This is a genomic window from Micrococcus sp. 2A (genome assembly GCF_039519235.1).
Lineage (GTDB): Bacteria > Actinomycetota > Actinomycetes > Actinomycetales > Micrococcaceae > Micrococcus.
Map to the genome: position 1 here is coordinate 1887351 of NZ_CP154351.1, position 12120 is coordinate 1899470.

Annotated in this window: 21 protein-coding genes; all 21 read right to left on the minus strand. The window is 68.9% G+C overall.

Going from position 1 to position 12120, the window contains the following annotated elements:
* Positions 1-70 precede the first annotated feature (70 nt).
* A complete protein-coding gene (locus AAG742_RS08630) occupies positions 71-1069 on the minus strand; it encodes a DNA-directed RNA polymerase subunit alpha (RefSeq protein ID WP_298987195.1) in 999 nt (332 codons plus the stop codon).
* A 133-nt stretch (positions 1070-1202) separates the two neighbouring features.
* Positions 1203-1607: a 30S ribosomal protein S11 gene (rpsK, locus tag AAG742_RS08635; protein WP_248115977.1), complete on the minus strand. Its 405-nt coding sequence runs from the start codon at positions 1605-1607 to the stop codon at positions 1203-1205.
* 84 nt (positions 1608-1691) lie between these two features.
* On the minus strand, positions 1692-2060 hold the full coding sequence (rpsM, locus tag AAG742_RS08640) for a 30S ribosomal protein S13 (RefSeq protein ID WP_248115979.1): 369 nt from the start codon (positions 2058-2060) through the stop codon (positions 1692-1694).
* A gap of 283 nt (positions 2061-2343) precedes the next feature.
* On the minus strand, positions 2344-2457 hold the full coding sequence (gene rpmJ, locus AAG742_RS08645) for a 50S ribosomal protein L36 (protein WP_002857509.1): 114 nt from the start codon (positions 2455-2457) through the stop codon (positions 2344-2346).
* Positions 2458-2494: 37 nt separating this feature from the next.
* On the minus strand, positions 2495-2716 hold the full coding sequence (gene infA / locus AAG742_RS08650) for a translation initiation factor IF-1 (protein WP_010080397.1): 222 nt from the start codon (positions 2714-2716) through the stop codon (positions 2495-2497).
* Positions 2717-2876: 160 nt separating this feature from the next.
* Positions 2877-3719: a type I methionyl aminopeptidase gene (map, locus tag AAG742_RS08655; RefSeq protein WP_343282067.1), complete on the minus strand. Its 843-nt coding sequence runs from the start codon at positions 3717-3719 to the stop codon at positions 2877-2879.
* A gap of 4 nt (positions 3720-3723) precedes the next feature.
* Positions 3724-4341 carry an adenylate kinase gene (locus AAG742_RS08660; protein WP_248115988.1) on the minus strand — a complete coding sequence of 206 codons (618 nt, stop codon included), beginning with the start codon at positions 4339-4341 and terminating at the stop codon, positions 3724-3726.
* A 45-nt stretch (positions 4342-4386) separates the two neighbouring features.
* Positions 4387-5694, minus strand: coding sequence for a preprotein translocase subunit SecY (secY, locus tag AAG742_RS08665; protein WP_248115992.1), 1308 nt, complete (start codon positions 5692-5694; stop codon positions 4387-4389).
* A gap of 165 nt (positions 5695-5859) precedes the next feature.
* Complete coding sequence (gene rplO, locus AAG742_RS08670) at positions 5860-6312, minus strand: 50S ribosomal protein L15 (RefSeq protein ID WP_298987176.1); 453 nt, start codon at positions 6310-6312, stop codon at positions 5860-5862.
* Positions 6305-6529 carry a 50S ribosomal protein L30 gene (gene rpmD / locus AAG742_RS08675; protein WP_248115996.1) on the minus strand — a complete coding sequence of 75 codons (225 nt, stop codon included), beginning with the start codon at positions 6527-6529 and terminating at the stop codon, positions 6305-6307. Before rpmD ends, rplO begins: the two co-directional genes overlap by 8 nt.
* Positions 6530-6532: 3 nt before the next feature.
* On the minus strand, positions 6533-7279 hold the full coding sequence (gene rpsE / locus AAG742_RS08680) for a 30S ribosomal protein S5 (protein WP_248115998.1): 747 nt from the start codon (positions 7277-7279) through the stop codon (positions 6533-6535).
* A complete protein-coding gene (gene rplR / locus AAG742_RS08685; RefSeq protein ID WP_248116000.1) occupies positions 7276-7650 on the minus strand; it encodes a 50S ribosomal protein L18 in 375 nt (124 codons plus the stop codon). The genes rpsE and rplR overlap by 4 nt, the downstream gene beginning before the upstream one ends.
* Positions 7650-8183 (minus strand): 50S ribosomal protein L6, encoded by a 534-nt coding sequence (rplF, locus tag AAG742_RS08690; protein ID WP_248116002.1) that lies wholly within the window; start codon positions 8181-8183, stop codon positions 7650-7652. The genes rplR and rplF overlap by 1 nt, the downstream gene beginning before the upstream one ends.
* A 30-nt stretch (positions 8184-8213) precedes the next feature.
* Positions 8214-8612, minus strand: coding sequence for a 30S ribosomal protein S8 (rpsH, locus tag AAG742_RS08695; RefSeq protein ID WP_248116004.1), 399 nt, complete (start codon positions 8610-8612; stop codon positions 8214-8216).
* Positions 8613-8684: 72 nt separating this feature from the next.
* Positions 8685-9260 (minus strand): 50S ribosomal protein L5, encoded by a 576-nt coding sequence (gene rplE, locus AAG742_RS08700; RefSeq protein ID WP_248116006.1) that lies wholly within the window; start codon positions 9258-9260, stop codon positions 8685-8687.
* Entirely contained in the window at positions 9260-9601 is a 342-nt protein-coding gene (gene rplX / locus AAG742_RS08705) for a 50S ribosomal protein L24 (protein WP_248116008.1), read from the minus strand. The genes rplE and rplX overlap by 1 nt, the downstream gene beginning before the upstream one ends.
* Before the next feature lie 5 nt (positions 9602-9606).
* Positions 9607-9975 (minus strand): 50S ribosomal protein L14, encoded by a 369-nt coding sequence (rplN, locus tag AAG742_RS08710; protein WP_248116010.1) that lies wholly within the window; start codon positions 9973-9975, stop codon positions 9607-9609.
* A gap of 340 nt (positions 9976-10315) precedes the next feature.
* Entirely contained in the window at positions 10316-10597 is a 282-nt protein-coding gene (gene rpsQ / locus AAG742_RS08715; RefSeq protein WP_298711718.1) for a 30S ribosomal protein S17, read from the minus strand.
* On the minus strand, positions 10594-10866 hold the full coding sequence (gene rpmC, locus AAG742_RS08720) for a 50S ribosomal protein L29 (protein ID WP_248116012.1): 273 nt from the start codon (positions 10864-10866) through the stop codon (positions 10594-10596). Before rpmC ends, rpsQ begins: the two co-directional genes overlap by 4 nt.
* Positions 10867-10869: 3 nt before the next feature.
* Positions 10870-11286, minus strand: coding sequence for a 50S ribosomal protein L16 (gene rplP / locus AAG742_RS08725; protein WP_248116014.1), 417 nt, complete (start codon positions 11284-11286; stop codon positions 10870-10872).
* A complete protein-coding gene (gene rpsC, locus AAG742_RS08730) occupies positions 11286-12119 on the minus strand; it encodes a 30S ribosomal protein S3 (protein ID WP_248116016.1) in 834 nt (277 codons plus the stop codon). The genes rplP and rpsC overlap by 1 nt, the downstream gene beginning before the upstream one ends.
* Position 12120 lies beyond the last annotated feature (1 nt).

Below are 12120 nucleotides of genomic sequence, written 5' to 3' on the forward strand. Positions count from 1 at the left end.
TGTTTCTCCTCAGGTGGTCCCCGGTGCCGGCGTCGGCCTCGGGGTCAAAGATTCAGGGGTGCGGTGCGGCTCAGAAGTCCGAGAACGGATCGTCGTCCATCTGGCGCGCGTGGAGCTGCGGGTCGTAGCCGGCCGGCGAGTCCTTGAGGGACAGGCCCAGCTCCTCCAGCTTCTCCTTGACCTCGTCGATGGACTTCGCGCCGAAGTTGCGGATGTCCATCAGGTCGGCCTCGGACCGGGCCACGAGCTCACCCACGGAGTGGATGCCCTCGCGCTTGAGGCAGTTGTAGGAGCGCACGGTCAGCTCGAGCTCCTCGATCGGCTGGGCCAGGTCGGCGGACACGTCGCCCTCCGCCGGCGTCTCGCCCAGGTCGATGCCCTCGGCCTCGACGTTGAGCGCGCGGGCCAGGCCGAACAGCTCGACGAGCGTGGAGCCCGCAGAGGCCACGGCGTCGCGCGGCAGCATGGACTCCTTGGTCTCCACGTCCAGGATCAGGCGGTCGAAGTCCGTCCGCTGCTCCACACGGGTGGCCTCGACCTTGAAGGTCACCTTGAGCACGGGCGAGTAGATGGAGTCGACCGGGATGCGGCCGATCTCCGCGTCCGCGGACTTGTTCTGGGCCGCCGTCACGTAGCCGCGGCCGCGCTCGACCGTCAGCTCCATGTCGAACTTGCCCTTCGCGTTGAGCGTCGCGATGTGGAGGTCCTTGTTGTGGATCTCCACACCGGCGGGGGCGGTGATGTCCGCGGCGGTCACGACGCCGGCCCCCTGCTTGCGCAGGTAGGCGACGACGGGCTCGTCGTTCTCGGAGGAGACGGACAGCTGCTTGATGTTGAGGATGATCTCGGTGAGATCCTCCTTGACGCCGTTGACGGTGCTGAACTCGTGCAGGACGCCGTCCACGCGGATGCTGGTCACGGCAGCACCGGGGATGGAGGAGAGCAGAGTGCGGCGCAGGGAGTTGCCGAGGGTGTAGCCGAAGCCGGGCTCCAGCGGCTCGATCACGAACCGGGACCGACGGTCGGACACGACCTCTTCGGTCAGCGTGGGGCGCTGTGCAATGAGCACGAACATTTCCTTTCGGCGAGCGTCCGCCATATGACGCACGCGGGGGGTGGAAACGAGGACGGGATGGGATCAGGTCGCAGACCTGTCCGCACCCGCCCCGGGGGACGGGGCGGGTGCGGAGAAGACGCTCAGGTCAGACGCGGCGGCGCTTCGCGGGGCGAGCACCGTTGTGGGCCATGGGGGTGACGTCCTGGATGGACCCCACCTCGAGGCCGGCGGCCTGCAGGGAGCGGATGGCGGTCTCGCGACCCGAGCCCGGGCCCTTCACGAAGACGTCCACCTTCTTCATGCCGTGCTCCTGGGCGCGCTTGGCGGCCTGCTCGGCGGCCAGCTGCGCGGCGTAGGGGGTCGACTTGCGCGAGCCCTTGAAGCCCACCTCGCCGGACGAGGCCCACGAGATGACGGCACCCGTGGTGTCCGTGATGGACACGATGGTGTTGTTGAACGTGCTCTTGATGTGGGCCTGGCCCACGGTGATGTTCTTCTTGTCCTTGCGGCGCGGCTTGCGGGCCGCTGCGGCGCGGGTCTTGGGGGGCATGTGGTTCTCCTGACGAAAAGGCTGACGGTGCAGGTGCTGCGGCGGGGCGGCCGGACGGGTCCGGGCTCAGCCTCGCCGGCAGGATCACTTCTTGCGGCCGGCGACCGTCTTCTTGGGGCCCTTGCGGGTGCGGGCGTTGGTCTTCGTGCGCTGACCGCGCACCGGAAGGCCGCGACGGTGGCGCAGGCCCTCGTAGGAGCCGATCTCCACCTTGCGACGGATGTCGGCGGCGACCTCGCGGCGGAGGTCGCCCTCCACCTTGTAGGTGCCCTCGATGTGGTCGCGCAGCTGCACCAGCTGTTCGTCGGAGAGGTCCTTCACGCGGATGTTCGGGTCGATCCCGGTGGCGGCGAGGGTCTCCTCGGCGCGGGTCTTGCCCACGCCGTAGATGTAGGTGAGTGCGATGATCACGCGCTTCTCGCGCGGAATGTCAACGCCTGCAAGACGAGCCATGCGGCCGTCCTCCTGTTCCTTGAAGCAGCAGAGGTCTGCACCAGGGACGCCCGGACGACGCGGCTCACGGCCAAGCGGACCCTCGAGCCGCGGCGCCCAGCGAGTGCTCGGCGTGCTCCGCGGCGGTCGTCCGCCGTCGTCGGTCTCCGGCCCCTGCGACCGGAGGTGTCGGCCGCGTCCCGTGTGACGGGGGCGACCGTTGTCCCTGCTGTTCGGCCATCATGGCCGGTTGGGTGTTCTCGTCAGCGCACGGCGTCGCTCCCCCGCGAGACGGGGGAGGCGATCAGCCCTGGCGCTGCTTGTGGCGCGGGTTCGAGCAGATCACCAGAACGCGGCCCTTACGGCGCACGACCTGGCACTTGTCACAAATCCGCTTCACGCTCGGCTGAACCTTCACGGCTCTTCCTCCTGCGCTCGCTTGGACGGGTTGGGTCTTACTTGTAGCGGTAGACGATGCGACCTCGATTGAGGTCGTACGGGCTAAGCTCCACCACGACGCGATCCTCGGGGAGGATGCGGATGTAGTGCTGACGCATCTTTCCGGAGATCGTGGCGAGCACGACGTGCTCGTTCTGCAGACGGACGCGGAACATCGCGTTGGGCAACGCCTCCGACACCGTGCCCTCGACCTCGATGACACCTTCCTTCTTAGCCATGTCCTCCACTATCGTCATGCTCCGACAGCGGCGCGGTGGCGCCGCCCACGGGGCGGGAACGGGGTGGATCGCGGCGGCACGCCGACGGCGAGCGGACACGATCAACATTCGATGATACCGCATCCGGAGCCGGATGACCACCACGCCCGGGCGTGCGGGGTCACTCCCCCGGCGGGACCGGGGTGACGCCGAAGCGGGCCAGCTCGGACGCGCCGCCGTCGGGGGCGGTGAGGACCCACAGGCCGCCGGCGTGGCGGCACACCGAGTGCTCCCACTGGCTCGCCCGCGCCCCGTCCTCCGTCACCACGGTCCAGTCGTCCTCGAGGGTGCGGGTCTCGATGCCGCCGCGCACGAGCATGGGCTCGATCGCGAGCGCCAGGCCGGGGCGCACGCGCGGGCCCTGGTGCCCGGTGCGGTAGTTGAACACATCCGGGGGCAGGTGCATGGCCGAGCCGATGCCGTGGCCCACGTAGTCCTCGAGGATGCCGAGCTCGGGGCCGTCCTGCGCCGAGACGTGGTCGTCGATGGCGTCGCCGATCTCCCCCACGTGCGTGGCGGACGCGAAGGCGGCGATCCCCGCCCACATGGCCTCGCGGGTGACGGCGGAGAGGCGCTCGTCCGCGGGGTCCGCCGTGCCGGCCGCGGAGGACCCCAGGATCACGGTGCGCGCGGAGTCGGCATGCCAGCCGTCCACGATCGCGCCGCCGTCGATCTTCAGGACGTCGCCGGCCTGCAGGACGCGCTCCCCGGGGATGCCGTGGACCACCTCCTCGTTCACCGACGCGCAGATCGTGGCGGGGAAGCCGTGGTAGCCCAGGAAGTTCGAGGTTGCGCCGTGCTCGGCGAGGACGCCGCGGAACACGGCGTCCAGCTCCGCGGTGGTCACACCGGGGGCGGCGGCGTCCACGGCGGCATCGAGGGCCGCGGACAGGACCACCCCCGCACGCTGCATGGCCTGCAGCTGGGGGGTGGTCTTGAGCTCGAGGGAGCGACGTCCGATCACGCGGTCAGGCCTCGGTCCGCGGGGTGATGACGGGCAGGGTGCCGGTCGCCGCGCGCACCGAGTAGACGGCCTGGAGCAGGCGTTCCGTGACGTCGTCGATCTGGCCCGTGCCGTCCACGCGCGCCACGATGCCGCGGTCCACGTAGTTCTCGATCACGACCTCCGTCTCGCGGTGGTAGAGGTCGAGGCGGTGCTGGATGACGTCCTGGGTGTCGTCGGCGCGGCCCTCGATCTCGGCGCGCTTGAGCAGACGCTCCACGAGCTCGGCGTCCGGCACCTCGAGCTCGACGACGGCGGACAGGGCCTGGCCGGCCTCGCGCAGCATGGCGTCGAGCGCCTCGACCTGGCCCGCGGTGCGGGGGTATCCGTCCAGGAGGAAGCCGTGCTCGGCATCGGGCTGGGCGATGCGGTCGGCCACCATGCGGTTGGTGACGTCGTCGGGCACGAAGTCGCCGTTGTCGATGTAGCGCTTGGCCTCGACGCCGAGCGGGGTCATGGCCTTGACGTTGTGGCGGAAGATGTCGCCGGTGGAGATGGGGACGATCCCCAGCTTGTCGGCGATCCGGGAGGCCTGGGTGCCCTTACCGGATCCGGGAGGGCCCATGATCAGCATGCGGGTCATCGTGTGTTCCTCACTCTCGAGATGGTGGACGTCCGTGGCGGCCGCTCAGCGCAGCAGGCCCTCATAGTGGCGCTGCTCCATCTGCGCGTTGATCTGCTTCACCGTCTGGAGGCCCACGCCCACCATGATGAGGATGGACGTGCCGCCGAACGGGAAGTTCTGGTTGGCGCCGATCAGCACGAAGGCGATCAGCGGGATCATGGCCACGATACCCAGATACAGGGCACCGGGGAGCGTGATCCGGCTGATGACGTACTGGAGGTAGCGCTCCGTGGGGCGCCCCGCCCGCACACCCGGGATGAAGCCGCCGTACCGCTTCATGTTGTCCGAGATCTCCTGCGGGTTGAACGTGATGGAGACGTAGAAGTAGGTGAAGCCGATGATCAGCAGCAGGTACAGCGCCATGTAGACGGGGTGGTCCCCCCCGGAGAAGTACGTGCTGAGGAAGCCCACCCATGCGGGCGGTGCGGAGCCGTCCTGCGGGGTGTTGAACTGGATCAGGATGCCCGGGAGCATCAGCACGGAAGACGCGAAGATCACCGGGATCACGTTGGCCATGTTGACCTTGATCGGGATGAACGTGCTCGAGCCGCCCACGGTGCGCGAGCCGATCTGCCGCTTCGCGTACTGCACCGGGATCCGGCGCTGGGACTCCTCCACGAACACGATGGCCAGCATCGTCAGGAGGCCGACCACCATCACGACGGCGAACGTGCGCCACCCCTGGGTCTGCAGCACCTGCGCGATGCCGGACGGGAAGCTCGCCGCGATCGAGGCGAAGATCAGCAGGGAGATGCCGTTGCCGACCCCGTTCTCCGTGATCCGCTCGCCCAGCCACATCACGACGACGCAGCCGGTGGCCAGGACGATCACCACGAGGAGGACGGTGAGCAGCGAGTCGTCCCGCAGGAGGGGGATGCTGCAGTTGAGCAGCGCGCCGGAACGGGCCAGCGACGTCATGGTGGTGGCCTGGAGGAGGGCGAGCGCGATGGTGAGGTACCGGGTGTACTGCGTCAGGGTGGCCTGGCCCTGCGGCCCCTCCTGGTGGAGCTGCTCGAAGCGCGGGATCACCACGCGCAGCAGCTGGACGATGATGGAGGCCGTGATGTACGGCATGATCCCCAGCGCGAAGACCGAGACCTGGAGCAGCGCCCCGCCCGAGAACATGTTCACGAACGAGTAGAGGCCCCCGGTGGTGCTGCCGGAGGCCAGGCAGGTCTGCACCGCCGCGTAGTCCACACCCGGGGAGGGCACGAAGGCCCCGAGCCGGTAGACCGCGATGAGACCGAGCGTGAAGAAGATCTTCCGCCTCAGGTCCGGCGTCCGGGCGATCCGCGCGATGGCCTTGAACACATGTCCTCCTGCGGGGGGGGGTGGGGGTTCGGCGCTCCCCCACGCGGGGGACGCACGAGGGCCCGCCGCACCGGGCGGGCCACCGTGCGAGTCTACACGGAGCACGAAGGCCCCGGGCCGGGGCGGATGGCCCCGGGCCCGGGGCCCGTGTGGTCGATCAGCGGATCAGACGGTCTGCGTCGAGCCGCCGGCCGCCGCGATCTTCTCGACCGCGGAGGCGGAGAAGGCGTTCGCGGTGACCTGCACCGGAACGGTGATCTCGCCGGTCCCCAGCACCTTCACGGGCTGGTTCTTGCGGACGAGGCCCGCGGCGACGAGGGCGTCCACGGACACCTCACCGCCCTGCGGGAAGTGCGCCGAGAGCTTGTCCAGGTTGACCACCTGGTACTCGGTGCGGAACGGGTTCTTGAAGCCGCGAAGCTTCGGCAGTCGCATGTGCAGGGGCAGCTGGCCGCCCTCGAAGCCCACACGGACCTGGTAGCGGGACTTCGTGCCCTTGGTGCCACGGCCGGCGGTCTTGCCCTTGGAGCCCTCGCCTCGACCCACGCGGGTCTTGGCGGTCTTGGCTCCGGGGGCAGGACGCAGGTCGTGGATCTTGATGGCGTCGTTCTCAGCCATGGTTGACCTCCTCCACGGACACCAGGTGCGGCACGGTGTTGACCATGCCCACGGTCGCCGCGTCGGCCTTGCGGGTGACCTGGTGGCCGATCCGCTTGAGGCCGAGCGAGCGGAGGGTGTCCCGCTGGTTCTGCTTGGTCCCCGTCACGCCACGGGTCTGGGTGATCACCAGAGTGGCGTCCGAGGGCTGGACGTTCTTGCGAGTGGGCTCAGACACGGCTCACACACCTGCCTTCTGCGCGCTCTTCTTGGCGCGGTCGTTCTCCATGGTGCGCAGCATCGCGTGGGGCGCGATCTCGTCCAGGGACTTGCCGCGGCGGGCCGCGACGGCCTGGGGCTCCTCGAGGCGCTTCAGCGCGTCCACGGTGCCGCGGACGATGTTGATGGCGTTCACGGAGCCCATGGACTTGGAGAGCACGTCGTGGATGCCGGCGCACTCCAGCACGGCACGCACCGGACCGCCGGCGATCACGCCGGTACCCGGGGACGCCGGACGCAGCAGCACGACGCCGGCGGCGTCCTCACCCTGCACGAGGTGCGGGATGGTGGAGCCCACGCGGGGCACGCGGAAGAAGGACTTCTTGGCCTCCTCCACGGCCTTCTGGATCGCGGCGGGGACCTCCTTCGCCTTGCCGTAGCCCACACCGACGGTGCCGTCGCCGTCACCCACCACCACGAGGGCGGTGAAGGAGAAGCGGCGGCCGCCCTTGACGACCTTGGACACGCGGTTGATGGCGACGACGCGCTCGAGGAACGCGTCCTTCTCCTCGTCGTTGCCGCGACCGTTGCGGTCGTCACGACGACCGCGACGGTCTCCGTCACGCCCGCCGCGACCGCCGTCGCGACCGCCACGGCCGCCGGCGGAACGCTCGGTGGTGTGGCTGGCCGAGCCCGAGGCGGTCTCGGACACGGGGGTCTCGGTGGTCTCGGTCACCTGGGTGCCCTTCTCGTTGTTGTTCTCGCTCACAGCTTCAGCCCACCCTCTCGCGCACCGTCGGCCACGGCCGCAACGCGCCCGTGGTACTTGTTGCCGCCGCGGTCGAAGACCACGGCGTCGATGCCGGCGGCCTGGGCACGCTGGGCGACGAGCTCGCCGACGCGCTTGGCCTTGGCCGTCTTGTCGCCCTCGAGCGCGCGCACGTCAGCCTCCATGGTGGAGGCAGAGGCGAGCGTGCGGCTCTGCGTGTCGTCCACGATCTGCACGAACATGTGGCGCGCGGAGCGGTTGACGACGAGGCGGGGACGGACGGTGGTGCCGGAGATCCGCTTGCGCACCCGGAGGTGGCGGCGGGTGCGGGCGTTGAACTTGCCCTTGCCCTTCACCTTCAGAGTAGACATCACTTACCTGCCTTTCCGGCCTTGCGGCGGATCTGCTCGCCCGCATAGCGGACGCCCTTGCCCTTGTACGGGTCAGGGCGACGCAGCTTGCGGATGTTGGCGGCGGTCTCGCCGACCTTCTGCTTGTCGATGCCGGCGACGGTCACCGTGTTGCCCGCGACGGTGAACGCGATGCCCTCGGGGCACTTCACCGGGACGGGGTGGGAGTAGCCCAGGGCGAACTCGAGGTCCTGACCCTTGGCCTGCACGCGGTAGCCGGTGCCGACGACCTCGAGCTGCTTGGAGAAGCCGTTGGTCACGCCCTCGACCATGTTGCTGATCAGGGTGCGGGACAGGCCGTGGAGGGAGCGGGACTCGCGCTCGTCGTCGGGACGGGCCACGATGACCTGCCCCTCCTCGAGGGTGGCCGTGATGGGCGTGGGCAGCGTGTGCTCCAGCTGGCCCTTGGGGCCCTTCACGGAGACGCGGGCGCCGTCGATGGTGACATCGACGCCGCTCGGGATGGTGATCGGCAGACGTCCGATTCGCGACATATCAGTTCAGCCTTTCTTCCGTCTCGCCCGTCACCAGACGTAGGCGAGGACTTCCCCACCCACGCCCTTCTTGGCGGCCTGGCGGTCCGTGAGCAGACCCGAGGAGGTGGACAGGATGGCGATGCCGAGGCCGCCCAGCACGTGGGGCAGGGTGGTGGACTTCGCGTACACGCGAAGGCCCGGCTTGGAGATACGACGCAGGCCGGCGATCGCGCGCTCACGCTGCGGGCCGAACTTCAGGTCGATGGTCAGCTTCTTGCCGACCTCGGCCTCCTCTTCACGCCAGTCCTGGATGTAGCCCTCTGCCTTGAGGATCTCCGCGAGGCGGGTCTTCAGCTTGGAGGACGGCATGGACACGGTGTCGTGGTAGGCCGAATTGGCGTTGCGCAGACGGGTGAGCATGTCTGCGACGGGATCGGTCATGGTCATGTGGGCTTCCGCCCTTTCTCGCCGTGGTTTCCCGCACCGGTTCACCGGTGGGGGACCTGTGGCGCGGAGGTCTTACTGGTCGGTCTTGAACGGGAAGCCCAGCGCCTTCAGCAGCGCGCGGCCCTCGTCGTCGTTCTTGGCGGTGGTCACCACGGTGATGTCCATGCCGCGCACGCGGTCGATCTTGTCCTGATCGATCTCGTGGAACACGGTCTGCTCGGACAGGCCGAAGGTGTAGTTGCCGTTGCCGTCGAACTGGCGGTCGGACAGGCCGCGGAAGTCACGGATGCGCGGGAGCGCGAGCGTGACGAGGCGGTCCAGGAACTCCCACATGCGGTCGCCACGGAGGGTGGCGTGCGTGCCGATCGGCATGCCCTCACGCAGCTTGAACTGCGCGATGGACTTGCGGGCCTTGGTGACCATCGGCTTCTGGCCGGTGATCGCGGTGAGGTCCGTGACGGCGCCGTCGATGATCTTGGAGTCCTTGGCGGCCTCGCCGACACCCATGTTCACGACGACCTTCACGAGGCCCGGCACCTGCATGACGTTCGCGTACTGGAACTGCTCCTGGAGGCCGCCGCGGATCTCGTCGCGGTACTTGGCCTTCAGACGCGGGGTGACCTTCTCGGTCTGCTGCACCTCGGTCATCACAGCTCCTTCCCCGAGGACTTGGCGAAGCGCACCTTCACGGTGACGTCCTCGCCGCCCTTCTGGACGGTCTCGAAGCGGTAGCCCACACGGGTCGGCTTCTGGGTCTCGGGGTCCACGACGGCCACGTTCGAGATGTGGATCGGGGCCTCGACGACCTGCAGGCCGCCCTCGGTGGATCCGTTGTTGTTCTGGCCGGCGCGCAGGTGCTTGGTGACGCGGTTGACGCCCTCCACCAGCACTCGCTCGTCGGCGGGGAAGACGCGCAGGACCTTGCCCTGCTTGCCCTTGTCCTTGCCTGCGATGACCTGCACGAGGTCATCCTTCTTGATCTTGGCCATGAGGGTCAGATCACCTCCGGGGCGAGCGACACGATCTTCATGAAGCGCTTGTCGCGCAGCTCGCGCCCCACGGGACCGAAGATGCGCGTGCCACGGGGCTCGCCGTCGGTCTTGAGGATCACGGCCGCGTTCTCATCGAAGCGGATGTACGAGCCGTCGGGACGGCGGGACTCCTTGCGGGTCCGCACCACCACGGCCTTGACGACATCGCCCTTCTTGACGTTGCCGCCGGGGATGGCGTCCTTGACGGTGGCGACAATCGTGTCGCCGATTCCTGCGTAGCGGCGTCCTGAGCCACCGAGAACACGGATGGTCAGGATCTCCTTCGCACCGGTGTTGTCGGCGACCTTGAGCCGCGACTCCTGCTGGATCACTTGTCTCTCCTAGCGTCGCGCCGGTTCTCCCCCACTGTTGGGCGAGCCTTGCGGAACGGTTGAACGGTCATCCCGGGACGCTTACCCCTGCCCCCGTGGCGGACGTCTCCGCGGCACGGGCCGCACAGCGTTTTCAGACAGCTGCGGGCCCATGGACGCGGATCGATGCGCGGGGCAGGGCCGAGGCGGATCCGGGATCGGCGTGCGACACCCTCGGCACGCAGGATGGATGGTCCTGCCAACAAAGGGCGCACGAACACTCCACTCTAGCACAGAGCCGCCCCGTGCTGATGCACGGGGCGGCTCTGTGGTGCGGTCCGGACTCACCGGACCGCGGGCATCACTTGGCGCGCTCGACGATCTCCACCAGGCGCCACCGCTTGGAGGCGGACAGCGGGCGGGTCTCGGCGATGCGGACGCGGTCGCCCACGCCGGCGGTGTTCTCCTCGTCGTGCGCCTTCACGCGCTTCGACGACTTGAGCACCTTGCCGTACAGGGCGTGCTTCTTGCGGTCCTCGACCTCGACGACGATGGTCTTGTCCATCTTGTCGGACACGACGACGCCGCGGAGCGCCTTGCGGTAGCCGCGCTCCTCGGTGCTGGCAGCGGTCTGCTCGGTCACTGGGCAGCCTCCTCGTTCTTCGGCTCAGCCTGCGCCGCGGCGGGGACATCGCCACGGATGCCCAGCTCGCGCTCGCGCAGGATCGTGTAGATGCGCGCGATGTCACGCTTGACGGTCTTCAGCCGGCTGGCGTTGTCCAGCTGGCCGGTGGCGGCCTGGAAGCGCAGGTTGAACAGCTCCTCCTTGGAGGCCTTGAGGGCCTCCAGCAGGCTCGCGTTGTCCTGTCCGTCCAGGGACTCGACGTTCAGATCCTTGGTACCGATGGCCATGGATCACTCACCACCCTCTCGACGGATGATTCGGGCCTTCAGCGGCAGCTTGTGGATGGCCAGACGCAGCGCTTCGCGGGCCACGTCCTCGGAGACGCCCGAGAGCTCGAACAGCACGCGTCCGGGCTTGACGTTGGCGACCCACCACTCCGTGGAGCCCTTGCCGGAGCCCATGCGGGTCTCGGCGGGCTTCTTGGTCAGCGGGCGGTCCGGGTAGATGTTGATCCAGACCTTGCCGCCACGCTTGATGTAGCGGGTCATGGCGATACGGGCGGCCTCGATCTGACGGTTGGTCACATAGGCCGGCGTGAGCGCCTGGATGCCCCACTCGCCGAACGTCACGGTGGTGCCGCCCTTGGCGGCGCCGGAACGCTTGGGGTGGTGCTGCTTGCGGTGCTTGACGCGACGGGGGATCAGCATCAGGCGTTGCCTCCTTCAGCGGGAGCGGCGGCCGGGGTCTCGGCGCCGGCGCCGGCGTTCTCCTGGCGGGGAGCACGCTCGGCACGGTCATTGCGACGGCGGCGCTCGCCGCCGGCGGGGGCGCCGCCGCGACGGTCGTCACGGCCACGGCCGCGGCCGGACGGCTGGGCCGCCTCCTTGGCCGCGAGCTCCTTGGCGGTCAGGTCGCCCTTGTAGATCCAGACCTTCACGCCGATGCGGCCGAAGGTGGTCTTCGCCTCGAACTTGCCGAAGTCGATGTTCGCGCGGAGGGTGTGCAGCGGCACGCGGCCCTCGCGGTAGAACTCCGAACGGCTCATCTCGGCGCCGCCGAGACGGCCGGCGCACTGGATGCGGATGCCCTGGGCCCCGGCCCGCATGGCGGACTGGATGGCCTTCTTCATCGCGCGGCGGAAGGCCACGCGCGAGGCGAGCTGCTCCGCGACGCCCTGGGCGACGAGCTGCGCATCGGTCTCGGGGTTCTTGACCTCGAGGATGTTCAGCTGGATCTGCTTGCGGGTGAGCTTCTCGAGCTCACCGCGGATGCGGTCGGCCTCTGCGCCGCGGCGACCGATCACGATGCCCGGGCGGGCGGTGTGGATGTCCACCCGCACGCGGTCACGGGTGCGCTCGATCTCCACCTTGGAGATGCCGGCGCGCTCCATGCCGTGGGTCATCAGCTCGCGGATCTTGATGTCCTCCTTGAGGAAGTCAGCGTAGCGCTGGCCCTCCTTGTGGGAGTCCGCGAACCAGTGCGAGACGTGGTCGGTGGTGATGCCGAGGCGGAACCCGTTGGGGTTGATCTTCTGTCCCATT

Coding starts and splice junctions, on each gene's coding strand:
- rpsK (WP_248115977.1), bottom strand. CDS start 1,607: ATGCCCCCCAAGACCCGCGCCGCAGCGGCCCGCAAGCCGCGCCGCAAG.
- rpsM (WP_248115979.1), bottom strand. CDS start 2,060: ATGGCTCGTCTTGCAGGCGTTGACATTCCGCGCGAGAAGCGCGTGATC.
- infA (WP_010080397.1), bottom strand. CDS start 2,716: ATGGCTAAGAAGGAAGGTGTCATCGAGGTCGAGGGCACGGTGTCGGAG.
- AAG742_RS08660 (WP_248115988.1), bottom strand. CDS start 4,341: ATGACCCGCATGCTGATCATGGGCCCTCCCGGATCCGGTAAGGGCACC.
- rplO (WP_298987176.1), bottom strand. CDS start 6,312: ATGGCTGAGAACGACGCCATCAAGATCCACGACCTGCGTCCTGCCCCC.
- rplR (WP_248116000.1), bottom strand. CDS start 7,650: ATGTCTACTCTGAAGGTGAAGGGCAAGGGCAAGTTCAACGCCCGCACC.
- rplF (WP_248116002.1), bottom strand. CDS start 8,183: ATGTCGCGAATCGGACGTCTGCCGATCACCATCCCGAGCGGCGTCGAT.
- rpsH (WP_248116004.1), bottom strand. CDS start 8,612: ATGACCATGACCGATCCCGTCGCAGACATGCTCACCCGTCTGCGCAAC.
- rplE (WP_248116006.1), bottom strand. CDS start 9,260: ATGACCGAGGTGCAGCAGACCGAGAAGGTCACCCCGCGTCTGAAGGCC.
- rplX (WP_248116008.1), bottom strand. CDS start 9,601: ATGGCCAAGATCAAGAAGGATGACCTCGTGCAGGTCATCGCAGGCAAG.
- rpmC (WP_248116012.1), bottom strand. CDS start 10,866: ATGGCCATCGGTACCAAGGATCTGAACGTCGAGTCCCTGGACGGACAG.
- rplP (WP_248116014.1), bottom strand. CDS start 11,286: ATGCTGATCCCCCGTCGCGTCAAGCACCGCAAGCAGCACCACCCCAAG.
- rpsC (WP_248116016.1), bottom strand. CDS start 12,119: ATGGGACAGAAGATCAACCCCAACGGGTTCCGCCTCGGCATCACCACC.